This is a genomic window from Nocardia sp. NPDC056564, from assembly GCF_042793755.1.
Classification (GTDB): domain Bacteria; phylum Actinomycetota; class Actinomycetes; order Mycobacteriales; family Mycobacteriaceae; genus Nocardia.
This window is the reverse complement of sequence record NZ_JBHTUR010000005.1, coordinates 47168-71907: the sequence shown is the minus strand read 5'-3', so window position 1 is coordinate 71907 and position 24740 is coordinate 47168. Positions and strand designations below refer to the sequence as shown.

Genomic DNA, 24740 nt, shown 5'->3' with positions numbered 1-24740 from the left:
GCACGGAGTTGCCTGCCGATGCGAAGGCAGACGGTTCGGTCGTGGCGGCCTCCGCGAGCCGGGTCGAAGGCCGTTCGTTCGCAACAACTCCGACCGATGAGCCGACCGAACCGGTCGCGCGAGTACGCGGATTGGTTCGCGAGTTCGATGGTCGCCGCGTGCTCGACGGGCTCGATCTCGACATAGCGCCAGGCGAATTCGTCGCGCTGCTCGGTCGCAGCGGGTCGGGCAAGTCCACCCTGCTGCGCGCACTGGCGGGTCTGGATCGTGGCATCGGCGGCGAGCTCGACACGCGCGGCACCATCGCCGTCGCCTTCCAGGAACCGCGCCTCGTGCCGTGGAAACGCGTACTGGCCAACGTGTTTCTCGGTCTGCGCCACGACGATCCGAAGGCCGCCGCCCGCGCCGCGCTCGCCGAGGTCGGCCTCACGGAGCGCGCGAACGCCTGGCCGCTCACCCTCTCCGGCGGCGAGGCGCAACGCGCCAGCCTGGCCCGCGCCCTGGTCCGCGAGCCGGATCTGCTGCTGCTCGACGAGCCGTTCAGCGCACTGGACGCGTTGACCCGCATCACCATTCACCGCCTCGTCATCGATCTGTGGCAGCGCCGCAGGCCCGGCGTCCTGCTGGTCACCCACGACGTCGACGAGGCGCTGCGGCTGGCCGACCGGGTGCTGGTGCTCGGCGACGGCCGGATCGCCCACGAGTCGCGCATCGACCTGCCGCGCCCGCGCCGCAACGACCATGCCCAACTGCTCTCCCTGCGCAACACACTGCTCGCCGAACTCGGCGTGGCACCGGAAGGAACCGAATGAAAGCCAGAAGGCTGCTGCTCGCAACGACTCTCGCACTGGTCGTGGCGGTCGGCACGGCCTGCGGGTCGGACAAGACCGAGGACGCGGCGGTCCGCCCGGACGGCTCGATCGACCTGTCCCAGGTGACGTTGCACGCGGGCGATCAGAAGGGCACCGGGCTGCAAGCGCTGCTCACCGCCGCAGGCGAGCTGGACAAGACGCCGTACAAGATCACCTGGTCGCAGTACCCGTCCGGTCCGCCGATGCTGGAGGCGATCAACGCGGGCGCGGTCGATATCGGCGGCGTCGGCAATGCCCCGCCGGTGTTCGCGGCCGCGGCCAAGTCGCAGATCAAGATCGTCAGCGGCTATCGGGCCGGCCTCGAGGGTCAGGCCGTCGTGGTGCCCAAGGATTCGCCGCTGCGCAGCCCGGAAGAGTTGCGCGGCAAGAAGATCGCCGTGGCCAAGGGCAGTTCGGCGCACCACCATCTGCTAGCCGTGCTGAACAAGGCCGGCATCAAGTGGGATCAGATCGAGCCGCAGTACCTGCAGCCGCCGGATGCGCTGGCCGCGCTGTCCACCGGCCGGGTCGACGCCTGGGCCATCTGGGACCCGTACACCGCGCAGGCCGAGCAGCAGGCGAACGCGCGAATCCTGGTGAACGGCAACGGCTATGTCACCGGCGATGCCTTCTACGTGGCCGGCAGCAAGGCGTTGGAGAGCAAGGCGACCTCCGCCGCCCTGCGGGACCTGCTCGCCCGCATCGCGCGGGCACACGTCTGGGTCAACGCCCACCCGGAGCAGTGGGCGAAGACCTATGCCGAACTGACCGGGCTCCCCTACGACGTCATCCTCACCGTCGTCAAACGCGGCCCGTACCAGGACCATCCGCTCGACGCCGCCGCCATCGCCGCCGAACAGGGCGTCGCGGACGCCTTCGCCGACGCGGGGCTCATCCCGCGCAAGGTCGACATCAAGGACTACACCGATACCCGCTTCAACGACCTGTATCCCCCGGCCTAAGGAGTTGGCTTCATGAGTTTGTCCTTTCACTGGTTCCTGCCCACCTACGGCGATTCGCGCGGCCTGGTCGCGGGCGGGCACGGCACCTTCATGTCCGGTGACCGGCCCGCGACGCTGCGCTACCTGAACCAGATCGGCGCCGCCGCCGAGGACAACGGGTTCGAGGCCGTGCTCACCCCGACCGGCGCCTGGTGCGAGGACGCCTGGCTCACCACGGCGATGATGGTCGACACCACCGAGACGCTGAAGTTCCTGGTCGCGCTGCGCCCTGGACTGGTCAGCCCGACCCTCGCCGCCCAGATGGCGGGCACTTTCCAGCGGCACTCGCGGGGCAGGCTGCTGCTGAACGTGGTGACCGGCGGCGAGCCGCACGAACAGCAGGCCTACGGCGACTTCCTGAACAAGGAGCAGCGCTACGCGCGCACCGGCGAATTCCTGCACGTGGTGAGGGAACTGTGGAACTCACCCGAACCGATCACCTTCGAGGGCGAGCACATTCACGTCCGCGACGCGCTGCTGAGCAATCGGCCCGATCCGATTCCGCCGGTGTTCTTCGGCGGTTCCTCCGCGCCCGCCGGACCGGTCGCCGCCCGCTACGCCGACACCTACCTGACCTGGGGTGAGCCGCTGCTCGCGGTGAGCAGGAAGCTGGAGTGGATCCGCAAGCTGGCCGTCGACCAGGGTCGCGTGCTCGACTACGGCCTGCGCATCCACGTGATCAGCCGCGACACCGCGGAGGAAGCCTGGGCCGAGGCGGACCGGCTGTTGCAGGGCATCGACCCCGCCGACGTCGAGCGGGTGCAGGCGAGCCTGGCGCGCAGCGAGTCGGAGGGGCAGCGGCGGATGTCGGAGCTGCACGGAGGCAGCACCGATCGGCTGGAGATCGCGCCGAACCTGTGGGCCGGGGTCGGGCTGGTGCGCGGCGGGGCGGGTACCGCGCTGGTCGGGTCGCACGCCGAGGTGGCCGAGCGGCTGATCGAGTACTCGAAGCTCGGCATCGAGCACTTCATCCTGTCCGGGTACCCGCACCTGGAAGAGGCGTACTGGTTCGGCGAGGGCGTGCTGCCGATCCTGGAGCGCAAGGGGCTGTGGACGCACCCGTCCCGACCGGCCGCCGCGTCGGTCGCGACACCGTTCGCGGCGTCGTCGAGCAGCTGACACAGCTGCGCCATCATGTTCCCGCACCCGGTGTCACCTGCGCTATCGGGTGCGGGATCGCGAGCCGCGCGCTTTACCCAGTTGCACCCAGTTAACGGTGACTGACTCACTTCGACGAGAATGATCTAGTGGTCCGGCTCCCCCGCCGTGCCGCCAGACGAGCTCATAAGGGAGTCATGACCACCCCAGCCGCCCAGCGATGGCGTCGCCGCCTGCCCGATACCGCGACCACCGACGGAGCGCCCAAGCTGGCGCGCCGGCTCGGACGCATCGACCTCACCGCGATGGGGGTCGGCACCATTGTCGGCGCGGGGATCTTCGTGATCACCGGCGTGGCCGCGGCGGAGAAGGCCGGGCCGTCGATCGTACTGTCGTTCCTGCTGGCCGGGACAGTGTGCGTGCTGGTCGCGCTCTGCTACAGCGAGCTCGCGGCGATGGTGCCGGTTTCCGGCAGTGCCTACACCTACACCTATGCCACGCTCGGCGAGGGGCCCGCGTTCCTGGTCGGGTGGAATCTGTTGCTGGAGTTCGTGATCGCGGGCGCCGCGGTCGCGATCGGCTGGTCCGGGACAACCGTGTCGGCGCTGGACTCGATCTTCGGGATCACCGTGCCCAAGGCCATCGCAGCGGGGCCGACCGAGGGCGGGATCGTGAATCTCCCTGCGGTGCTGATCATCTGCGTGATCGTCGCGGTGCTGGTCGGCGAGGTGTCGTTGACCGCGCGGATCACCAAGGCACTGGTCGGGGTGACGATCGGCGTGCTGGTGCTGGTGATCGCGGTGGGCGCGCCGCATATCGACGTGAACAACTGGACTCCGTTCGCGCCCTTCGGTTTCGGCGGCATCGTGGGCGGAGCGGCGATCGCGTTCTTCGCGTTCCTCGGGTTCGACGTCGTCGCGGCCTCGGCCGAGGAGGCGCGCACCCCACGCAAGGACGTGCCGTTCGCCATCATCGGCACGGTGCTCATCGCGACCGTGCTCTACGCCCTGGTCAGCGCGGTGCTCACCGGAATCGCGCCGTTCGCCTCGCTGAACAACGGGGCGCCGATCGCGACGGCGTTCGAGGGATTGCGGATCGGCTGGATCGGCAACGTCATCGTGGTCGCCTCGATCATCGCGTTGACCAAGGGGCTGCTGATGATCGTCTACGCGCAGGTGCGGCTGGGGTTCGCGATGTGCCGGGATCGATTGCTGCCCTACGGTTTCGCGCAGACCGGCAAGCGGTCCACCCCGGTCCGGTTGACGCTGCTGCTCGGCGCGTTCTGCGCGACGATCGCCGGACTGCTGCCGATCGACATCGTGGTGGAACTGGTGAACATCGGCGCGCTGTCCGCGTTCGCGGTGGTGTGCGTCGGCGTGCTGGTGTTGCGCCGGGTCGAGCCGGAGCGGGAGCGACCGTTCCGGACGCCGTTCGTGCCGGTGGTCCCGATACTCGCGCTCATCGGGTGCGTACTGCTCGCGACGACCTTGGACGGTTTGACCTGGGTCCGTTTCGCGGTCTGGGTGGCGGTCGGACTGATCGTGTACTTCGCGTACGGCCGCAAGCGTTCCACGCTCGCCCCGGCCGCCGTGCGCGCCTGACCCGCCGCCGCCGACTCTGCGGCGCACCGCCTCGTTCTGGCGAATTTCCTCGTCCCAGGTGGATTTCCGGCAACCGCCGGGACCGGGTCGCGACCTGCGGATTCGGGGCGGACTCGGGCCTGGATGGCAGGAAGGCATCGGGATATATCACACATGACGTGGAATCCATTGCGCCCCATGCGCGTTTTCGGCAGGCTCACTAGATGCCGAACGCACTGGTGAGGCGCCAGATGAAGGGACGATGAACGATGTCGGACGACGAGAAGACGATCCGGGTTCTGATCGAGCGGTGGGCGGCCGCCGTGCACGCCGGCGACCTGGAGGGCGTCCTCGCCGATCACGCCCCCGACATCGTCATGTTCGATGTCCCGCCGCCGGACGAGGGCCTGCGCGGCATCGACGCCTACCGGGCAGCCTGGCCGGGCTTCTTCGAGTGGCAGGCGCAGGGCGCGACGTTCGAGATCGTCTCGCTCGACGTCACCGCGGGCACCGACGTCGCCTTCGCCCACGCCCTCCTCCTGTGCGGAACCGCCGAAGACTTCGCCGAGAACCCCGCCCGCCGGCTCCGCCTCACCCTCGGCCTGCGCAAGGAAAACGGCCGCTGGATCGTCTCCCACGAGCACCACTCCTTCCCCGACTCCACCCTGCCCACCATCTGATCTCAGCTCGGCGGGCGAGGCGGGGGCCGGTTCAGTACTGCGGTACTAGGGGCGAATAGTGCTGCGGCGGGACGTGGTTCGGGGGTTGGGATTTCTAGCGTCGAGGCATGCCAACAATTCATTCCGCCGCGCTCGACCTCCGGTCTTCGGCGCGGCATCGCCGCAGGGGTGCGGTCGCCGCGGCCGCCGGTCGGTTGCATCGGCCGCTGACGTGGATGGCGGTCGCGATGGCGGGGCTCGTCGTGTTCTCTCTGGTGGCGATGGTCGTGGACGATCGGATGCTGCTCGGCGAGTCCGTCTGGTTGAAGCCGATGAAGTTCGGGCTCGCGTTCGCGCTCTACGGGCTCACGCTCGCGTGGCTGTTGTCGTTGCCGCACCGGGGCAGTCGCGCGACGTGGTGGCTGGGCACGGTGTTCGCGGTGACCGGGTTCCTCGATGTCGGCTTCATCGCGGTGCAGGCCGCGCGCGGCACGTTCAGCCACTTCAACAGCGAGACCGACGCGGTGAACGAGATCGGGCAGCAGGTGTTCCAGTCCGGGGTGCCTGGGCTGTTCCTGGCGAACCTGATCATCGTGCTGATCCTGTCCTGGCAGCGGCTGGTGGATCGGCCGACCGCGCGGGCCATTCACGCCGGGCTGTTCCTGGCGGTCGCCGGGATGATGCTCGGTTATCTGATGGGCTTCACCGGCAAGCAGCTGGTCCGCGACGCCGACGGCAATGTGGTCGAACTGGTGGCCGGGCACACCGTGATCGACCAGGCCGGCCGCGATCTGTCACCGCGGGACGCCGCCCAGGGCATGCCGATCACCCATTGGAGCACCATCGGCGGCGACCTCCGCGTCCCGCACTTCATCGGACTGCACGGGATCCAGGTGCTGCTGCTGGCCGTCGTCGTCCTGGCCTGGCTGGCCCCGCGCTACCCCTGGCTACGCGCCGAACGCACCCGCGCCGCGGTGGTGGGCGTCCTCGCCCTCGGCTACACCGGCTTGCTGGCCATCGTGTTCACCCAGGCCATGCGCGCCCAGTCCCTGGTCCACCCCGACGCCACCACCCTGACCGCCTTCGCCGGCCTCACCGCGGGCGTCGGGGCGCTGCTCGGCCTCGTCTACTGGCGAGCCCGCACGACCATGTACAACGCGTCGACCACCGCGGACCCGATCCGTCCGCCGGTACCCGAGGCCGACCCGGTCCGAGCCCGCCGGTAACCCCTCCCGAAGCGACTCGACGTAGGCACCGCACTGACGCCGCAATGCGTCAAGAGCACGGTTCCTACGTCAAGTCGGTTGTCTGTCACCAGGACTCGACCGGACCGGAGATGATCACGCGGCAGCGATGCCTACCGCACACGAAGTGCTCCGCTGCGGATCGAACGCGATGGTCCGATCACCGTAGGCGTTCGGCATCCCGGGTCAGCTCCAGCAACGTCTTGCCCAGCGTCGCCAGCTCATCCGGGCTCGCCCCCTCCTCGATGGCGATGGCGACATCCTCGGCGGCACAGCGCGCGGCGAACCAGCGGTCGGCCAGGTCGGCGGCCTCCTGGGCGCTGAGCACGACGGAATCGTCGGGGATCCCGGTCCCCTTGAGACTGTTGCGGTGCTCGTAGGCGCGTTGGCGACAGGACTGACGGCAGTACCGGCGACGACGCCCGGCCTCCGACTCCACGATCTCCCGCCCACACCACAGGCAGGACAGCTGGCGAGAGTGACGACGATCAGAGATGGAACACACCCCCTAGCGGGACAGCAAGCGGCGCGACATGACGCAGAACCTTAATCGCTCGACGCCGGGAACCCGCTCAGCGACCCCCGAGAACCGCCCGACGGCGGGCGCGGCGAGCTCGGCGCGCCGTTGGCACTACAATGGAACGGTTCCGCGGCCCGTCGGGAACTATCGGCGCAGGCCCGTTCGTTGCACATAAGGTCCAGCGAGCACCACCGCTCGTACGGTCGCAGCAACAAAGACTCGAGCACACAGGGAGAGGCACACCATGGCAGATCGCGTACTCCGGGGCAGTCGGCTCGGAGCGGTGAGCTACGAGACCGATCGCGACCACGACCTGGCTCCACGTCGGATCGCCCGGTACCGGACCGATAACGGTGAAGAGTTCGACGTCCCGTTCGCCGACGACGCCGAGATCCCCCCGACGTGGCTTTGCCGCAACGGTCAGGAAGGCATGCTGATCGAGGGCACCACCGTCGAGACCAAGAAGGTCAAGCCCCCGCGCACCCACTGGGACATGCTCCTGGAGCGCCGCAGCAAGGAAGAGCTCGAGGAACTGCTCAAGGAGCGCCTCGACCTGCTCAAGACCCGCCGCCGCGTCTAGGCAGCACCCCCGAAAAGGCCGCCCGCATCTCCGGATGCAGGCGGCCTTTCGCGTCCCCCACGACGGTCACCGAAACCCGCACCCGGACTCGGGATTCGCACTCGCGCCACGGCCCTGTTGCGAGTGCGAACCCCCAGACAGGGTGCGAATCCTCGGCTGGAGGTGACGCGCGGCCGAGGCCGGGCTCACCGCCGAGGGTTCGGGTGAGATCGGCTGGGGTACTTAGGGTCTGGCGCGGCACATTCCGGTGTCGCGGCAGGCGTGGGGAGGTCGAAGTATGGCGCAGGAGATCGAAGTGAGTCCGGCGGCTCGGGAGTTCGCCGAGCAGATCTGGCAGTCGGGGGTGAAGCAACTGGTGGTGACGGTCGAGGCGGCCCGGGCCGCGGTGGAGATGACGCGACAGTTTCCGATGCCGAAGGAGCCGCCGACCGAGTTCACCGAGCAGTTCGCGGTCGGCACCGAGGTCAGCACCGATGCGCGCGGCAATGTGTGGGTGGTGTACACGGCGACCGAGCGGGACCGGGAGCCCGAACGGACCGTCCTGTACACGCACGGTGGTGGTTTCGTGCTGCGGATGTCGCCGGATAGCTGGCAGGAGTGCGCCGAGGTGATCACCGAAACCGCGGCGCGCCTGGTCATTCCGCTGTATCCGCTGGCGCCCGAGGGCACCGGTGAGGTCATTCCGGACATGATCGCCGACATCGCGGCGAAACTGATCGCCGACGAGGGCCCCGAGCGGGTGACGCTGCTCGGCACCTCCGTCGGCGCGACGATCACGCTGTCGGCGGCGCAGATCCTGCGCGATCGCGGGGTGCCGAATCCGCACCTGACCGCGCTGATCGCGCCGGTCCTGGACAACCGCTACGCCGATCCGGAGATGGCGGAGCTCGATCCGCTCGACCCGTTCCTCAGTCCGGAGGGCTGCCGCTATTTCGGCAGCCTGTACCGCGGCGACCTGGACGTGACCGACGCCAGGGTGAGCCCGATGCTCGGCGACAACGACCACCTCGGCCACGTCCTGCTGTTCAGCGGCACCTACGACATCCTGAACTGTCAGGCCCGCAAGTTCGCGGCCATGGCGCCGTCGTTCATCGGCACCCGCCTCGAGTACCACGAGGCGCCGCGGATGATCCACATCTGGATGGCCGCCCCGATACCCGAGGGACAGGCCGCGCGGGAAACGCTCTTCCGGGCGATCCGGGGTTAGTGGCTGGCCACCTTCCGGTAGCGCAGCAACGCCATCGGCACCGCGACCGCCAGAATGACGAGTGAGCAGCCGATCGCATATCCGACACAGTGATCGGCGGCCCACCCGGTCGGATGCGCGAACGTCGGCGGCGCGTCGTTGTCGAAGAGCTTGCGTCCCGCGGCGGAGACCGCGGTGATCGGATTCCACTCGGCGATCGTGCGCAGCGGACCCGGAAGGGTCTGGCCGGGAATGAAAGCCGACGAGATGAACGACAGCGGGAACAGCCAGATCAGGCCAGCGCTCTGCGCCACCTCGACGTTCGGTGAGAGCAGACCGGTCAGCGCGCCGACCCAGGACATCGCGAAGGCGAACAGCAGGATCACCCCGAAAGCCAGTGCGGCGTCGGCGATTCCGCCGTTGATCCGCCAGCCGACCACATACCCGCAGCCAACCATGACGGCGACGCTGAGCACGTTCACCACCAGGTCGGACAGCGTGCGCCCCAGCAACACCGCCAGCCGCGACATGGGCAGCGTGCGCATCCGATCGATGATGCCCTTCTGCAGGTCGCTGGCCAGCCCGACGGTGGTGAACGCCGCGTTGAAAGCGACTGTCTGGGTGAAGATTCCGGCCAGCAGGAACTCGCGATACTGACTACCGCCCAGGGATCCGCCGAAGATATAGGCGAACAGGAATACGAACATCAACGGTTGAATCGTCGCGGTCACCAGCAAAGTCGGCACCCGCAGGATGGTCAGCAGGTTCCGGTGCGCGACGATCGCGCTGTCCCGGAAGATCCGCAGCTGCGGACCCGAATCCAGCTGAGCCATTTGCCTTTTGGGCGCTTCGACCACGGCAGTCACGAGAGAATCTCCTCTGTTACGTCATCGGTTTCTGGCTGGCGCGCGGCCGAATCACGGGCCGCGGTGCCGGTGAGCGAAAGGAATACGTCGTCCAGGCTCGGGCGATGGACGTTCGCGTCCACCACGCACACGCCCGCGTCATCGAGCCGGCGCAGCGCCTCGACCATGGTGCGCGAGCCGTCGCCGACCACGATCGACGCCTCGTTGGTGTCCGCCTCGTGGCTCGGCTCGCCGATGCCGACCTGGGCGAGCACGGTCAGCGCCGGTTTCACGTCCTGCCCGGCGGCGAGGGTGACGGTGAGCCGGTCACCGCCGATCGACATCTTCAGTTCGTCCGCGGATCCGCGCGCGATCACCCGGCCGCGATCGATCACGGTGATCCGGTCCGCGAGCAGATCGGCCTCCTCCAGGTACTGCGTGGTCAGCAGCACGGTGGTGCCGTCGTCGACCAGTTCGCCGATGACGCGCCACATGTCGAGCCGCCCGCGCGGATCGAGCCCGGTGGTCGGCTCGTCCAGCACCACCACCGCGGGCCGGGCGACGAGCGCCCCGGCCAGGTCGAGCCGCCGGGCCATGCCGCCGGAATAGGTGCCCGCGCGCCGGTCCGCGGCGTGCTCCAAGCCGAACGCGCTCAACAACTCCACCGCGCGCACCGTGGACTGCCGCGGCGACATCCCGTACAGCCGGGCCACCATGCGCAGGTTCTCGTAGCCGGACAGGTTCGCGTCCACCGCGGCGTACTGACCGGACAGCCCGATCCGCCGCCGCGCCGCACCCGGATTGCGCAACACGTCCACCCCGGCCACCCGCACCGATCCGGCGTCCGGGCTGAGCAGCGTGGTGACGATGCGGACCGTCGTGGTCTTGCCCGCACCGTTCGGGCCGAGCAGTCCCATCACGGTGCCTGCCGGAATGTGCAGGTCGATGTTGTCCAGTACCCGGATCTTGCCGTAGCTCTTCACCAGGCCGTGCACTTCTACTGCCAAGCTCACTGGTTTACCTCCCCGAGCGCCGCCATCGCGGCCGGTCTGTCGGCGGACCCCTGCGTCACCTTTGCTTCTCCTTCTTTCTGATCCCGATGGCAGGCTTGTCGGATCGCGAACCGTTCTTGGTGCGTTTCGGGTCGCCGTTGGCCGGGTGCGATCCGTTGGCCAGCGGCAGTCCGGGGTCGCCGTCCAGCGCGCGGCGTAAGACCGAACCGATCGCCGCCAGTGATTCGGGTGCGGTCATCGCCGAATGCCGGCACGGCAGTTCGTGATCGTGAATCGCGCCGGTCACGAACGGCTGCCACGCGACCGCCCTGCGCTCCGGATCGGCCCGGTTGATCTCGTCCGCGGCGGCGGTGAAGAACACCACGTCACCGTCGAACACCCGGGGCCGGAAACCGTGCGCGAGCAGCGTGCCGTTGGTGTAGCCGGCGTAGAGCCGTTCGAGGTGCTCGACGGTGAGCGCCGCGAACGGCCCCGGCCGCGCGCGCAGCAGCTCGGCCGCGTCGCGCAGGTTCATCGCCGGGTCGATCGGGGCGTCGAGCTGGTCGCTGCCGAACTCCTCGATGATCTCGGCCACGCTCGGGATCGCGTGCTCGAGCCAGGCGTCGGAGAGCCGGTAGCTGTCCATCATCGACAACAGCGCGACCTCGTCGCCGGCGTCCTGCAAACGCACCGCGACCTCGTGCGCGATCAGCCCGCCGAGCGACCAGCCGAGCAGGTGGTACGGCCCGACCGGCTGGATCGACTTGATATGGGCCACATACTGTCCGGCCGCCTCGGCGATCGAGGCGAACCCGTCCTCCCCGGCGACGTGCGGGGCCTGCAACCCGTACACCGGGCGGTCCGGCGCGAGGTGCGCGAGCAGCCCCGAGTAGCACCAGGCCAGCCCGATCGCGGGGTGGATGCAGAACAGCGGGGCCGCGGCGCCGTTGGGGCGGATCGGCAGCACCGGTCCCAGCGCCGCCGCGATGCCCGCGCCGGCACCGTCGAGCCGGGCGGCGATGGCGGCCGGGGTCGCCTCGCCGAACATCAGCTGCACCGGCAGGTCGAGGCCGTTGGCCCGTACCTGCGCCACCACTTTCGTGGCCAGCAGCGAGTTGCCGCCGAGTTCGAAGAACCCGTCGTCGGCGCCCACCGATTCCAGGCCGAGCACCGCGGCGAAGGCCGCGCACAACGCCGACTCGGTCGGCGTCGATGGCGCACGATAGCCCTCGGCGGCGGCGAACACCGGTTCCGGCAGCGCCGTGCGGTCCAGCTTGCCGACCGGGCTGAGCGGCACCCGGTCGAGCAGCATGATCGATTGCGGCACCATGTAATTCGGCACCAACTCGGACACGTGCTCGGTCAGCTCGGCCGCGGTGACTCCGTCGCGCGCCTTCACATACGACACCAGCGCGGTGGTTCCCGCGGAGGTGCGATGCCCGATGGTGGTGGCGAACTCGACCGCGCCGTGCCGGGACAGCGCCGCGTCGATCTCGCCGAGTTCGATACGGAAGCCCCGGATCTTGACCTGGTGGTCGGTGCGGCCGACGTATTCGATCTCGCGTCCCGAGCCGGTGTCACGGCCCGCGGACAGCGAACCCGTCCCGGACCACCAGCGCACGAGGTCGCCGGTGCGATACATCCGCTCCCCCGGCTTGCCGTACGGATTCGCGACGAACCGCTGCGCCGTGAGGCCCGGCCGATTGAGATAGCCACGGGCCAGCGCGGCACCGGACAGTTGCAGCTCGCCGGTGACGCCGACCGGCGCCGGGTGCAGGCGGGTGTCGAGGATGGTCGCGCTGACCCCGCGGATCGGCCCGCCGATGGTGATCGGTCCGCCCGGGGTCAGCGGCGGCCCGATCACCGTGACGATGGTCGTCTCGGTGGGCCCGTACACGTTGTACAGGTTGCGGTTAGGCGCCCAGCGGGTGACCAGGTCCGGCGGCAGCGCCTCGCCGCCGACCAGCACGTGCCGCAGCTCGGTGACGCCGGCCGGATCGACCGTGCCGAGCGCGGAGGTGGTGATGAACGCGTGCGTGATCGCCTCGTCGATGAACACCCGGCCCAGGTCGTCCCCGCCGACCACGCCGGGCGGCGTGATCACCAGGGTCGCCGCGCCACCGAGCGCGAGCAGCAGGTCGAGCATCGCCGCGTCGAAACTCGGCGTCGCGAAATGCAATACGCGGCAACCGGGCCGGACGTCGAAGCGCTGCGCGGTCTCCGCGGCGAAGTTGGACAGGCCACCGTGGGTGACCACCACGCCCTTCGGCGTGCCGGTCGAGCCGGAGGTGTAGATCACGTACGCCGGGTTGTCCATCCGCAGCGGGGCGTTGCGCTCCGCGGCGGTGATCGGCGCGTCGGACGAGTCGAGCACCAGCCCGCGGAAGTTCGCGTCGTCCAGCACGATCCACTCCACCCCGCCGGGCAGCGCGGCGCGATATTCGCCGAGCGTGATACCCAGTGCCGCACCGGAATCCGACAGCATGTGGGTGATCCGGTGCGCCGGGTACAGCGGGTCGACCGGCACGAACGCGGCGCCGGCCTTGGCCACCGCGAGCACCGTCGCCACCGATTCGACCGAACGCGGAATGCCGAGCGCCACCAGCGTTTCCGGGCCGACGCCGCGCCCGATCAGCACCCGCGCCAGCCGGTTCGTCCACCGGTCCAGCGCGTCGTAACTGACCTGAGTGTCCTGCGCGCGCAACGCGATCGCCTTGCGGTTGACGTTCACCGCCGCCTCGAACACCTCGGGCAGGGTGATCGGACGATCCGGCTCGGCGCCGCGCACCGGGGCCAGCCCGGACCATTCGGCGGGATCGAGCAGCTCCAGATCCCCCACGGCGGTGGTCGGATTCGCGGCGACCGCGGTCAGCAACCGCACCAGCCGCTTGCCGAGCAGCAGCGCGGTCCGCTCGTCGAACAGATCGCTCGCGTAGTTCACCGACAGGGCGATGCCCGCCGGATGACGTTCCGGCGTCTGCGATTCGGTGAGGGTGAATTGCAGATCGAACTTGGCGATGCCGGTGTCCACGTCGGCCGCCTCGATCCGCAGATCGGGCAGCTCCAGCCCGCGCACCGGCTGGTTCTGCACCGACAGCATCACCTGGAACAGCGGGTGATGCGCTTGCGAGCGAGCCGGATTCAGCACCTCGACCAGCCGCTCGAACGGCACGTCGGCGTGCGCGAACGCGTCCAGATCGGTGTCGCGGACGGTGTGCAGCAGGTCGGTGAACCTGGCGTCCGGATCGATCCGGCTGCGCAGCACCAGCGTGTTGACGAACATGCCGATCAGCCGGTCCAGCGCGGGGTGGCCGCGCCCGGCGACGGGCGTGCCGACCGTGATGTCGTCGGTCGCGGTCATCCGGTGCAGCAGCACCGCGAGCGCGGCGTGCAGCACCATGAACATGCTGACGTTGTTGCTGGTCGCGACCGTATGCAGGGCCCGGTGGGTGTCCGCGTCGATCGCGCATTCGACCAGTCCGCCGCGGTAGGACGGCATCGGCGGACGCCGCCGGTCGGCGGGCACGGTGAGCAGCTCGGGGCTGCCGTCCAGGGTGCGTCGCCAGTAGGCGAGCTGGCGGCTCAGCACCGAGTCGGCGTCGTTCTCGGCGCCGAGCGTTTCCTGTTGCCACAGTGTGTAATCCGCGTACTGGACGGTGAGCTCGGACCACTCCGGCGGGTGTCCGGCACAGGCCGCCCGATAGGCGGTGGCCACGTCCAGCGCCATCGGCTCGAGCGACCAGCCGTCCATCGCGATGTGGTGCACCACCAGGACCAGTACGTGCTCGTCGGACACCTCGGCCGGGTTCTGCACGCCGGTGTCACCGTCGGGCGAGACCGAGATCAGCGCGGCCCGGATCGGCACCATGCCGGCCAGATCGAATCCCGGTGCGGCGAACCGCCGTACCGCGTCGTCCACCTCGGCCGGGGTGACCGTCGCGACGAACAGCGTGATCGCGGCGGCGGCCAGATCGAGCACCTGCTGGGCCGGTTCGCCGTTGGTCTCGGGGAACACGGTGCGCAGGGTCTCGTGCCTGGCCTGCACCGCGTGCAGCGCCATGACCAGGGCGTCGACGTCGAGTTTGCCGTTCATCCGCAGCACGACCGGCACGTTGTAGGCGCCCGCGGTCTGCTCGGCCGCCTCGCCGGATCCGTTGAACCGGTTGAGGAACCACAGCCTGCGCTGGGCCGCCGACAACGGAATCCGCTCGGGCCGGTGGCGGCGCACCAGCGCCGGACGCACGTCCGAGCCGGCCGGCCCGGAGTCGAGCAGCGCGGCCAGCGCGGACACCTTCGGCGCGGCGAACACGGTGCGCACCTCGAGCCGGATGTTCGTCGCCGCGGCCAGCCGGGCGACGAGTTGCGTTGCCAGCAGCGAGTTTCCGCCGATATCGAAGAAGCTGTCGTCGGCGTTCACCGCGTCGACGCCGACCAGATCCGCCATCACCCTGGCCACCAGCAGCTCGGACTCGGTCTCCGGCGCCCGCGCGGCGACGTCGGCGGCGAGCTGCGGCTCGGGCAGCGCGGCGGTATCCAGCTTGCCCACCGGGGTGAGCGGAATCCGGTCCAGCACGGTGATACTCGTCGGCACCATGTGCGACGGCAACTGCGCGCCCAGATGGGCGCGCACCGCCTCCACATCCACACCCGCGTGCTCGTCGGCGGCCTGCACGAACGACACGATCCGGTCCGCGCCCGCGATCTGGCGAACCTCGGTGTGCGCGAACCGCACTCCGGGATGCTCGCCGAGCGCGGCGGTGATCTCGCCGAGCTCGATGCGGAAGCCGCGCACCTTCACCTGATGGTCGCTGCGACCGAGGTAGCAGAGCTCGCCGGCCGCGTTCCAGCGCACCACGTCACCGGTGCGGTACAGCCGGGCGCCCGCCGGACCGTACGGATCGGCGACGAAACGGGATGCGGTGAGCCCGAATCGGTCGAAGTAGCCGCGGGCCACGCCGTGTCCGCCGAGGTACAGATCGCCGGGCACGCCGACCGGCACCGGGCGCAGCCGCTCGTCCAGCACCAGCGCCCGCGCGCCGCGGACCAGGGTGCCGATGGTGACCGGCCGGTCCGCGGTCAGCGTAGCGATGGTGGCCACGACGGTCGTCTCGGTCGGACCGTACCCGTTGAACATCGCCCGTCCCGGCGCCCAGCGGGCCACCAGGTCGGGCGCGCACGCCTCGCCACCGACCATCAGCGCGCGCAGGTGCGGCAGCGGCCAGCGTTCGTGGTCGATGGTGGACAACGCGGCCGGGGTCAGAAAGGTGTGGGTGATCCGCTCCCGCTCCAGCAGCGCGGCCAGCTCGTCGCCGCCGTAGACCTCCGGCGGGCAGATCACCATGGCCGCGCCGGAACCCACCGCGAGCAGCAGGTCCAGCATGGCCGCGTCGAAGCTCGGCGAGGAGAAGTGCAGCGTGCGCGACTCGCGATCGACCCGCATGCGGTCGCGCAGCTCGTCGGCGAAGTTGGACAGTCCGGCGTGGGTGACCGCGACGCCCTTGGGTTTTCCGGTGGAGCCGGAGGTGTAGATCAGGTACGCGAGATCGGCCGCCTCGATGGTGCACAGCCGGTCGAGGTCGTCGACCAGTGCGTCGTCGTAGGTCGCGAGCTCGGTGACGAAACCGGGTTCGTCGAGCAGTAGCCACTCGGTCGAGGGGCCGTCGAGAGCGGCCGCGCGCAGCCGGTCGGCGTGTTCGGTGACGGTGACGCCGACCCAGCAGCCCGCGTCGCCGAGCATGTGCCGCACCCGGTCGGCCGGGTAGTTCGGATCGACCGGCACGAACGCGGCGCCGGACTTGACCACCGCGAGCAGCGTGACGACGGACTCGACGGAGCGGGTGAGGCCCAGCGCGACCCGGTCGCCGATCCCGATGTCCCGCGCGAGCAGGGCCCGCGCCAGCCGATTCGAGCGGCGGTCCACCTCGGCGTAGGTGAGCGTGGTGGTGCCCGACTGCACGGCGGTGCGCTGCGGATGCATGTGCGCGGTGGCGGTGAAGTACGCGGACAACGTGCACTGCGGCGTGGTCGCGCCGCCGGTCGCCGGGGCGAACAGGCGCCGCTCCCGCTCGGTGCGGGCGTCGATGTCGCGCACCAGGACTCGCGGATCGGCGGTGACCGCGGCGAGCACCCGCAGGAACCGGTCGGCCAGGGTGTGAATCGTCGACTCGTCGAAAAGCTCGGCGGCGTAGACGAATTCGAAGGCCTGTCCGGGCTCGCCCGGGCCCGCGTCGCACCCGATGTGCGCGACCCGCAGTTCCAGATCGAACTTCGCCAGCGCGATGTCGAGTTCTTCGGCGCGCAACGCCAGGCCCGGCAGTTCCAGCACCGGGACCGGGCCGTCCTGCACGCTCAAGGCCACCTGGAACAGCGGATGACGACCGAACCCGCGGGACTCCCTGCCCAATTCCTCGACGATGCGCTCGAACGGTATGTCCGCGTGCGCCATCGCGGCCAGCTCGGTGTCGCGATCGGCGCGCAGCAGGGCCGCGAAGGTGCGGTCCGGATCGACATCCGAACGCAGCACCAGCGTGTTGACGAACATGCCGACCAGCTCGTCGAGCTTGGTGTCGGTGCGGCCCGCGACCGGCGTGCCGATCACGATGTCGCGACCGCCGGTCACCGAGCGCAACAGCACGGCAAGCGCCGAGCGCAGCACCATGAACATGCTGACGCCCTGTTCCTTACCCAGGTCGGCGAGCGCGCGCTGGACCGGTTCGGGCACGGTGAATTTCACCGCGCCCGCCCGCTGCGTCGGCTCCGCGGGGCGCGGCCGGTCGTAGGGCAGCGGCAGTTCGTCGGGCAGGTCGGCCAGCACGGTGCGCCAGTAGGCCAGCTGATTGCCCGCGAGGCTGTCCGGATCGTTCTCGTCGCCGAGGCAGGCGCGCTGCCACAGCCCGAAGTCGGCGTACTGCACCGGAAGTGGCGTCCACGCGGGTGCGGCGCCCTCGTGCCTGGCCACGTAGGCGGCGGCCAGGTCCCGGGTCAGCGGTCCGAGCGACCAGCCGTCGGCGGCGATGTGGTGCACCACGATGCCGAGCAGATAGCGCTCGGATCCGGTGCGCAGCAACGTCGTTCGCAGCGGGGTGGCGCGGACGAGATCGAAGCCGGTGTGCGCGAGGGTGCGCAGCGCGGCCGCCGCGCCCGCGTCGTCGACGTCGATCGGATCGATCGAGGGCAGTGCGCGCGCGGTCGGCAGCACCGACTGCTTGGCCCCGTTGTTGTCCTCCGGGAAGACCGTCCGCAGCACCTCGTGCCGCTCGACCACATCGGTGAGCGCCGCCCGCAGGGCCGCCACATCCAGATCACCCGCGATTCGGATAACGAAAGCGATGTTATATGCGCTCGATTCGGGAGAATATCGATTGAGGAACCACAGTCGCTGCTGCGGCAGCGACAATGGAATGCGTCCCGGACGCGTGGTCTGCACAGCCAGCGCCAACCGCTGCGTCCGGGGCGCTTCCGTGAGCCGCTCGGCGACGCCGGCGATGGTCGGCGCCTCGAAGATCACCCGCACCGGCAGGTCCACCCCGAACTCCGCGTGCAGCGCCGCGGCGAGCCGGGTGGCAAGCAGCGAGTTACCGCCGACGTCGAAGAAGCTGTCCTCCGCGCCGGTGATCGGGCGGCCGAGGATGTCGCCGAACACGCCCGCGACGCGCGACTCCAGCTCGCCGCTCGGCGCCCGCGACGAACCGAGGGCGGCGAAAACGGGTTCCGGGAACGCCTTTCGGTCCAACTTGCCCGCCGGGGTGACCGGCAGCTCGTCCAGCACGATGACCGAGGCGGGCACCATGTATCCGGGCAGCCGCTGCCGCGCGGTCTCGACGATCGCCGCGGCCTCCACCGGCCGGTCGGCGGTGACGTACGAGGCCAGTCGCGGCTGGCCCTGCTCGTCGGTGTGCACGATGGTGAGCGCGAAACTCACGCCGGGATGCTCGCGCAGCACATGGTCGATCTCGCGCAGCTCGATGCGGAACCCGCGGATCTTGATCTGGTCGTCGGCCCGGCCGAGGAAGCGCAGCTGTCCGCTGGACTCGACGACCACCAGATCGCCGGTGCGGTACATGCGCTCGCCGCGCCGGCCGTGCGGGTTGGCCGGGAACCGTTGCGCGGTAAGGGCGTACCGCCCGTGATAGCCGCGGGCCAGGCCGGGGCCGGACAGGTACAGCTCGCCCGGCGTGCCGGGCGGCACCGGATGCAGCCGGGCGTCCAGCACGAACAGCCGCATGCCGCGGATCGGCCTGCCGAGCGGCACCGGGCGGCCCGGCACCATGGGGCCGGTGGCGGTGGCCGCGACGGTCGCCTCGGACGGGCCGTACATGTTGTGCATGCGGTGCTGGACCGACCAGGTCTCGACCAGTTCTTCCGAGCACGCCTCGCCGCCGACGATGACCGCCTCGAGCTCGTCGAGCCCCTCGGTCGGCACGGTGGCCAGCGCGGCGGGGGTGACGAACGCGTGGGTGACCCGTTCGTCGCGCAGGAACGCGGCGAGTTCGGCGCCGCCGTACAGGCCGGCCGGCGCCACGACGATGGTCGCGCCCGCGGCGAAGCCGAGCAGCAGTTCCAGCACCGACGCGTCGAAGCTCGGCGACGAGAAGTGCAGCGTCCGTGCCGAATCCGAGACGCCGAACAGATGCATCTGCTCGTGGGCCAGGGACGCGAGCCCGGCGTGGGTGACGATCACCGCCTTCGGGGTGCCGGTCGAGCCCGAGGTGTAGATCAGGTAGGCCGGGTGCACCGTGCACAGCGGATGATGCCGGTCGGCATCGGTGATCGGATCGGTCGAGTAGGCGACGGATTCGGCGGCCAGCTCGTCGGAACCGAGCACCAGCCAGTCGACCTGGTGCTTGCGGTGGCGCCCGCGCGGGGCGGGCCACTCCGGCATGGCCGCGAGGCATTCCGCGTCGGTCAGGCCGAGCAGGGCGCCGGAGTCGGTGATCATGTGCGCGATCCGCTCGCCCGGGTAGCCCGGATCGATCGGCACATACGCCGCACCGGTTTTCGCGACCGCCCAGACCGCGGTGATGGCGTCCAGGCCGCGCGGCAGCGCGATGGCGACGACCACCTCGGGACCCGCGCCGTGCTCGATCAGCGCGCGGGCCAGCTTGTTCGAGGTCTCGTCGAGCTCGCGGTAGGTGGTGTCGATGCCCAGGTAGCGCACCGCGACCGCGTCCGGCAGCCGTTCGGCGGTATCGGTGAGCAGCCGGGCCAGGGTGGTGAACGGCTCGGCCGGCGAACCGGCCATCGGTACCAGGTTGGCCAGCTCGCGCCGGTCCAGGATGGTCAGGTCACCGATCGGCATGCTCGGCGCGGCGACCACCGCGTTCAGCACGGCGACGAAGCGGCGGGCGAACGACTCGACCGTCGACCGGTCGAAAATATCGGTGGCATAGCCGAATTCGGCGGTCAGCGGGCCGTCGGAGGTGTCGTCGTGCACCACCAGTTGCAGATCGAACTTGGCGATGTCGGAGACGATCGGCAGCACCTCGGCCCGCACGCCGGACAGCTCGACCCGCAGGTCGGGCGCGCGGTCGTAGGACAGCATCACCTGGAACAGCGGATGCCGGGCGGCGGAGCGTTCCGGGTTCACCACCTCGACCAGCCGCTCGAACGGCACGTCGGCGTTGGCGAAGGCGTTGAGGTCGGTCTCGCGGGCCACGTCGAGCATCCGGTCGAAGCCCGCGGCGGGGTCGACCTCGGTGCGCAGCACCAGCGTGTTGACGAACATGCCGACCAGCTCGTCCAGCGCCGGATCGGAGCGGCCCGCGATCGGCGTGCCGATGGCAATGTCGGTGCTCGCGCACAGCCGGGACAGCAGCGTGGCCAGCGCGGCGTGCAGCACCATGAACATGCTCACGCCCCGGGTGGCGGCGAGTTCGCTTGCCGCGCGGCGGATTTCCGGGGCGATGGTGAACTCGACCCGGCCGCCGGTGGTGGTGCGGCGCAGCGGGCGCGGGCGGTCCAGCGGCAGGTCCAGCTGATCCGGCAGGCCGGCCAGCGCCGAATGCCAGTGTGTCAGTTGTCCGCTCAGCGCGCTGGCCGGATCGGACTCGGCGCCGAGCAGTTCGCGCTGCCACAGCGCGAAGTCGGCGTACTGCACCGGCAGCGGGGTCCACTGCGGCGCGGTGCCCTCGGCCCGCGCCGACACGGCGGTCATCAGATCCCGGGCCAGCGGTGCGATCGACCAGCCGTCGCCGCAGATGTGGTGCAGCACGAGCAGGAACACCCAGCTGTCCGGTCCGGTGGTGTAGAGCGCCACCCGCACCGGGGCCTGGATGCGCAGATCGAAGCCGTACCCGGCGAATTCGGTGGCCAGCGCGGCCACGTCGGCGCCGGTGGCGTCGATCGGGTCGAGGGTCAGCGGGATCTCGGCGGCCGGATGGATCAGCTGGCACGGCCCGTCCGCGGTTTCCGGGAAGGTGGTGCGCAGGCTCTCGTGCCGTTCGATCACGTCGACCAGGCCGGCGCGCAGCGCCTCGACATCGAGGGCGCCCTCGATCCGCACGGCCAGCGGCATGTTGTAGGCCGCGGCATGTTCGGCGAACCGGTTGAGGATCCACAGCCGCTGCTGGGCGAGCGACAGCGGAATCCGCTCCGGGCGTTCGGCGGCAACGAGTTTCGGCGAGGCGACGTCGGCGGTGTGGGTGGCGAAGCACTGGGTGAGCGCGGCGATGGTGGACGACTCGAACAGGTCGCGGATGGTCAGTCCGGTGCCCAGTGCGGCGTTGATCCTGGCCACCGCGCGGGCGGCGATGAGCGAGTTGCCGCCGAGGTCGAAGAAGCTGTCCTCGACGCCGACGTCGTCGGTCCCGAGCACCTCGGTGAAGATGCGGGCGAGCACGCGCTCCACCTCGGTGCGCGGCTCGGCCGTCGATCTGTTGGCCGAGCGAGCGCCCAACACGGGCGCGGGCAGCGCCTTGCGGTCGATCTTGCCGTTGGCGCTGAGCGGCAGTTCGTCGAGCTCCATCAGCGCGGACGGCACCATGTAGGCGGGCAGGGTGCGGCGCAGCGCGGTGAGCAGCGCGGCCGTGTCGATCCGCGACACCGGATGCGGCCCGCCGGTGGACGGCACCGCCGGGCGGTACTCCTCGGCATCGGGCACCGCGACGACATAGCCGACCAGTTCGTCGCCGTTGCGTCCGGTGTGGGCCACGCAGACCGCCCTGGCGACCCGGTCGTCGGCCAGCAGCGCCGCCTCGATCTCGCCGAGTTCGATGCGCAGGCCGCGGATCTTGACCTGGAAGTCGCTGCGGCCCATGTATTCCAGCACTCCGGGGCGACCGGTCGCGAGCTGCCAGCGAGCGAGATCGCCGGTGCGGTACATCCGGGCGCCGGGCGCGAACGGGTTGGCCACGAAGCGATCCGCGGTCAGCCGCGGCTGGCCCAGGTAGCCGCGGGCCAGCTGGACACCGGCCAGGTACAGCTCCCCCACCACGCCGGGCGGCACCGGGCGCAGGCGCGAATCCAGCACGTAGGTCTGGGTATTCCAGACCGGCGAGCCGATCGGCACGCTCGCCGGATCGGCCGGGCACGGCCAGTAGGTGACGTCGACCGCGGCCTCGGTCGGGCCGTACAGGTTGTGCAGTGCGGGACCGTGCCGGAGGGGGGCGGCCGGCGAGGCCTGCGGGGCGGGCGAACGCAGAGCGGCATGGAAGTCGCGGACCGTCGCGGCGGGCAGCGCTTCGCCACTGCAAAAGACCTGACGCAGTGCGGTGCAGCCGCGCACGTCGGTATCGGTGACGAAGACCGACAGCATGGACGGCACGAAATGCGCCGTGGTGATCCGCTTTTCGGTGATCAGCCGGGCCAGATAGCCGGGGTCGCGGTGGCCGTCGTGCTCGGCGATGACCAGGCGCGCGCCGATCTGCAAGGGCCAGAAGAACTCCCAGACCGACACGTCGAAGGTGGCCGGGGTCTTCTGCAGGACCGCGTCGGTGTGGTCGAGCGGGTACTCGTGCTGCATCCAGCGCAACCGGTTGACGATCGCGGCGTGCGTGACGCCGACGCCCTTGGGCTTGCCGGTCGAGCCGGAGGTGAAGATCACGTAGGCGAGGTGATCGGCGCGCAGCGCGCAGGTCCGGTCGGCGTCGGTGATCGGGGAACCGGAGTAGCCGGACAGGTCGGCGGTGTCGACGGCGAGCCGGTTCACCGGCAGGGTGAGCTCGTCGCGGTCGGCGGTCAGCACGCAGACCGGTGCCGCCTGCCGCACGATCTGTTCGATCCGGTCGGCCGGATGCTCGGGATCCAGCGGCAGGTAGGCCGCGCCCGTCTTGACGATCGCGTACATGCCGACCACGAGGTCGAGGCTGCGGCGCAGGCACAGCGCGACCACCCGTTCCGGACCCGCGCCACGGGCGATGAGCAGGCGGGCGAGGCGGTTGGCACGGTCGTCCAGTTCGGCATATGTCAGCGTCCCGCAGGGACTCATCGCGGGGTGGTGGTCGGGCGACGGGAGGGCCAGTGCGTCGTCGCCGAATTCGAGAGCGACGGCGTCCGGGCAGCTCGCGACGCGCTCGGCGAACAGGCTCGCGAGGGTGCCGGTGTGCGGCGGGGTCTCGGTCGCGTTCCAGTCGTGCAGGACCCGGGTGCGTTCGGCCGCGGTGATGGCGGTGAGCGTCTCCGCGCGGGTGTCCGGCGCGGCGGTCAGGAAGCGGGTGAGGAAATCGAGGTAGCGCTCGTGGTGGGTGCGCACCTCGGTCTCGCGGTAGAGCCGCGGGTTGGCCTCGAAGTCGACGTGGATGCGGTTGCCGACGCCGTTGTACAGGTTGACCGACAGGTCCTCGACGGGCCCGGTGGCCAGCACGTTGAGCGAGCCGACCAGGTTGCCGAACTTCAGCTCGTTGTGGAACAGCATGATGTTGACCATCGGACCGAAGAAACCGCGGGCGTCGCGGGAGTAGCCGCAGTCGCGGCGGATGTCGTCGTGGCGGTAGCGCTGATGCCGCAGCGCGCCGGTGATCTGCAGTTCGGCGGCCTTGACCACGTCGGCGACGGTGGTCTCGGCGCCGAACCGCAGCCGGATCGGCACCACGTTGGAGATCACGCCCGCGGAGCGGCGCAGCGAGACCGTGGTGCGCGCGGAGACCGGCAGGCTGAGCACCACATCCGGATTCCCGGTCACCGAGCGCACATACGCGCCCAGCGCCGCGACGAACAGCGCGGAGTTGGCGGTGCCGAACTCGGCGGTCGCGGTGTCCACCGCGGACTGGGCGCGGTCGTCGAGCACGGCGGTGGCGGTGCGCCGGCCGACGTCGTGGCTGGCCGCGGTGACGGTCACGCCGCTGAGGCTCATCGGCTCGCCTGCCCCGGCCAGCTGTTCGAGCCAGTAGTCGCGATCCGCGCGGAACCGGCTGGTGTCGCGATAGCGCACCTCGTCGGCGTAGATCTCGGCCAGCGGCGTCGCGCGGGAGGCGACCGGCTCGGTGTGGTTCTCCAGCGCGGTGTAGATCTCCGCGGTACGGGTGAGCGCGTTCATCGCGCCGTAGCCGTCGATCACGATGTGATGGGCACGCGCGTACCAGATGTAGTCCGAATCACCGGTCCGCAGCACCACATTCGTGCTGAGCGGATCGTGTTCGAGGTCGATCGGCGTGCTCGCGTGCTCGTGCATCCAGCGCAGCGCCGCGGCGTGCGGGTCGGCCTCGTGGCGCAGATCGACCCGTGCCCAGCCGGGCCTGCGGGTGGAATCGACCAGCTGATGCGGGATTCCGTCGATCTCGCGCAGGCGCACCTGCCCGACCTGGGTCTCCGCGCCGAACCGCTCGATGGCGTAGAGCAGGCGCCCGACGTCCAGGTCGCCGTGGATCTCCACGTACTGGGCGATGGTCAAGGGCACATCCGGGCGGATCCGCTGCGCGTACCAGAGCGCGGTCTGCGCTGGCGACAAAACGAACGGTTGTGCCGAAAATTCGCCGGATGAACATTGGTCGACGCGATCCGTGGCCAATGAACTCATCAATCACTCCGTTCTGCCGCTGTTGAAGCAACTCCACGTGCATCGCCACACAGTCGGCGCGCAGGCGCCGACCACGGACGTGATCTACGCCTTTAGATTCGGAGCGTCAGAACGGGCGGATTGCCGACGAGTTGGATTTGTTTCACATCCAACGCCGTTGGCGGGTCATGATTTTGGTAGCTACACCGTCGCGAACTGGGCGATATGGGCGCATTGAGACGGCGAAACGCCAG

12 protein-coding genes are annotated in these 24740 nt (G+C 70.0%); 8 read left to right on the top strand and 4 right to left on the bottom strand.

Going from position 1 to position 24740, the window contains the following annotated elements; all coding sequences use genetic code 11:
• Positions 1–41: 41 nt before the first annotated feature.
• From ACFQ9K_RS15015 to ACFQ9K_RS14990, 6 genes are all read left to right on the top strand, one after another.
• The gene (locus ACFQ9K_RS15015; RefSeq protein WP_378716565.1) at positions 42–812 is read left to right on the top strand and encodes an ABC transporter ATP-binding protein; all 771 of its coding nucleotides are present in this window, start codon (positions 42–44) and stop codon (positions 810–812) included.
• Entirely contained in the window at positions 809–1813 is a 1005-nt protein-coding gene (locus ACFQ9K_RS15010; RefSeq protein WP_378716522.1) for an ABC transporter substrate-binding protein, read from the top strand. The genes ACFQ9K_RS15015 and ACFQ9K_RS15010 overlap by 4 nt, the downstream gene beginning before the upstream one ends.
• Before the next feature lie 12 nt (positions 1814–1825).
• Positions 1826–2971 carry an LLM class flavin-dependent oxidoreductase gene (locus ACFQ9K_RS15005; protein ID WP_378716524.1) on the top strand — a complete coding sequence of 382 codons (1146 nt, stop codon included), beginning with the start codon at positions 1826–1828 and terminating at the stop codon, positions 2969–2971.
• 176 nt (positions 2972–3147) lie between these two features.
• Entirely contained in the window at positions 3148–4551 is a 1404-nt protein-coding gene (locus ACFQ9K_RS15000) for an APC family permease (RefSeq protein WP_378716527.1), read from the top strand.
• A 248-nt stretch (positions 4552–4799) separates the two neighbouring features.
• On the top strand, positions 4800–5210 hold the full coding sequence (locus ACFQ9K_RS14995; protein ID WP_378716530.1) for a YybH family protein: 411 nt from the start codon (positions 4800–4802) through the stop codon (positions 5208–5210).
• A gap of 107 nt (positions 5211–5317) precedes the next feature.
• On the top strand, positions 5318–6415 hold the full coding sequence (locus ACFQ9K_RS14990) for a hypothetical protein (RefSeq protein WP_378716532.1): 1098 nt from the start codon (positions 5318–5320) through the stop codon (positions 6413–6415).
• A gap of 178 nt (positions 6416–6593) precedes the next feature.
• On the opposite strand, the gene ACFQ9K_RS14985 is transcribed toward ACFQ9K_RS14990, so the two are convergent.
• Positions 6594–6929 (bottom strand): hypothetical protein, encoded by a 336-nt coding sequence (locus ACFQ9K_RS14985; RefSeq protein WP_378716567.1) that lies wholly within the window; start codon positions 6927–6929, stop codon positions 6594–6596.
• Positions 6930–7197: 268 nt separating this feature from the next.
• Between ACFQ9K_RS14985 and ACFQ9K_RS14980 the strand changes: the two genes are divergently transcribed.
• Both ACFQ9K_RS14980 and ACFQ9K_RS14975 read left to right on the top strand, forming a co-directional pair.
• Positions 7198–7533, top strand: coding sequence for an RNA polymerase-binding protein RbpA (locus ACFQ9K_RS14980; RefSeq protein WP_040731279.1), 336 nt, complete (start codon positions 7198–7200; stop codon positions 7531–7533).
• Between the two features lie 277 nt (positions 7534–7810).
• The gene (locus ACFQ9K_RS14975; protein ID WP_378716534.1) at positions 7811–8740 is read left to right on the top strand and encodes an alpha/beta hydrolase fold domain-containing protein; all 930 of its coding nucleotides are present in this window, start codon (positions 7811–7813) and stop codon (positions 8738–8740) included.
• On the opposite strand, the gene ACFQ9K_RS14970 is transcribed toward ACFQ9K_RS14975, so the two are convergent.
• From ACFQ9K_RS14970 to ACFQ9K_RS14960, 3 genes are all read right to left on the bottom strand, one after another.
• Positions 8737–9519, bottom strand: a complete 783-nt coding sequence (locus ACFQ9K_RS14970; RefSeq protein WP_378716570.1) for an ABC transporter permease — start codon at positions 9517–9519, stop codon at positions 8737–8739. The two genes, ACFQ9K_RS14975 and ACFQ9K_RS14970, sit on opposite strands and share 4 nt — an antisense overlap.
• 62 nt (positions 9520–9581) lie before the next feature.
• Complete coding sequence (locus ACFQ9K_RS14965) at positions 9582–10577, bottom strand: ATP-binding cassette domain-containing protein (RefSeq protein WP_378716537.1); 996 nt, start codon at positions 10575–10577, stop codon at positions 9582–9584.
• A gap of 55 nt (positions 10578–10632) precedes the next feature.
• The gene (locus ACFQ9K_RS14960) at positions 10633–24438 is read right to left on the bottom strand and encodes an amino acid adenylation domain-containing protein (protein ID WP_378716539.1); all 13806 of its coding nucleotides are present in this window, start codon (positions 24436–24438) and stop codon (positions 10633–10635) included.
• Between the last annotated feature and the right edge of the window lie 302 nt (positions 24439–24740).

What these genes read in the sequence shown, in the direction of transcription:
- ACFQ9K_RS15010 (WP_378716522.1), top strand. Translation starts at nt 809, where the DNA reads ATGAAAGCCAGAAGGCTGCTGCTCGCAACGACTCTCGCACTGGTCGTG.
- ACFQ9K_RS15005 (WP_378716524.1), top strand. Translation starts at nt 1,826, where the DNA reads ATGAGTTTGTCCTTTCACTGGTTCCTGCCCACCTACGGCGATTCGCGC.
- ACFQ9K_RS15000 (WP_378716527.1), top strand. Translation starts at nt 3,148, where the DNA reads ATGACCACCCCAGCCGCCCAGCGATGGCGTCGCCGCCTGCCCGATACC.
- ACFQ9K_RS14995 (WP_378716530.1), top strand. Translation starts at nt 4,800, where the DNA reads ATGTCGGACGACGAGAAGACGATCCGGGTTCTGATCGAGCGGTGGGCG.
- ACFQ9K_RS14990 (WP_378716532.1), top strand. Translation starts at nt 5,318, where the DNA reads ATGCCAACAATTCATTCCGCCGCGCTCGACCTCCGGTCTTCGGCGCGG.
- ACFQ9K_RS14980 (WP_040731279.1), top strand. Translation starts at nt 7,198, where the DNA reads ATGGCAGATCGCGTACTCCGGGGCAGTCGGCTCGGAGCGGTGAGCTAC.
- ACFQ9K_RS14975 (WP_378716534.1), top strand. Translation starts at nt 7,811, where the DNA reads ATGGCGCAGGAGATCGAAGTGAGTCCGGCGGCTCGGGAGTTCGCCGAG.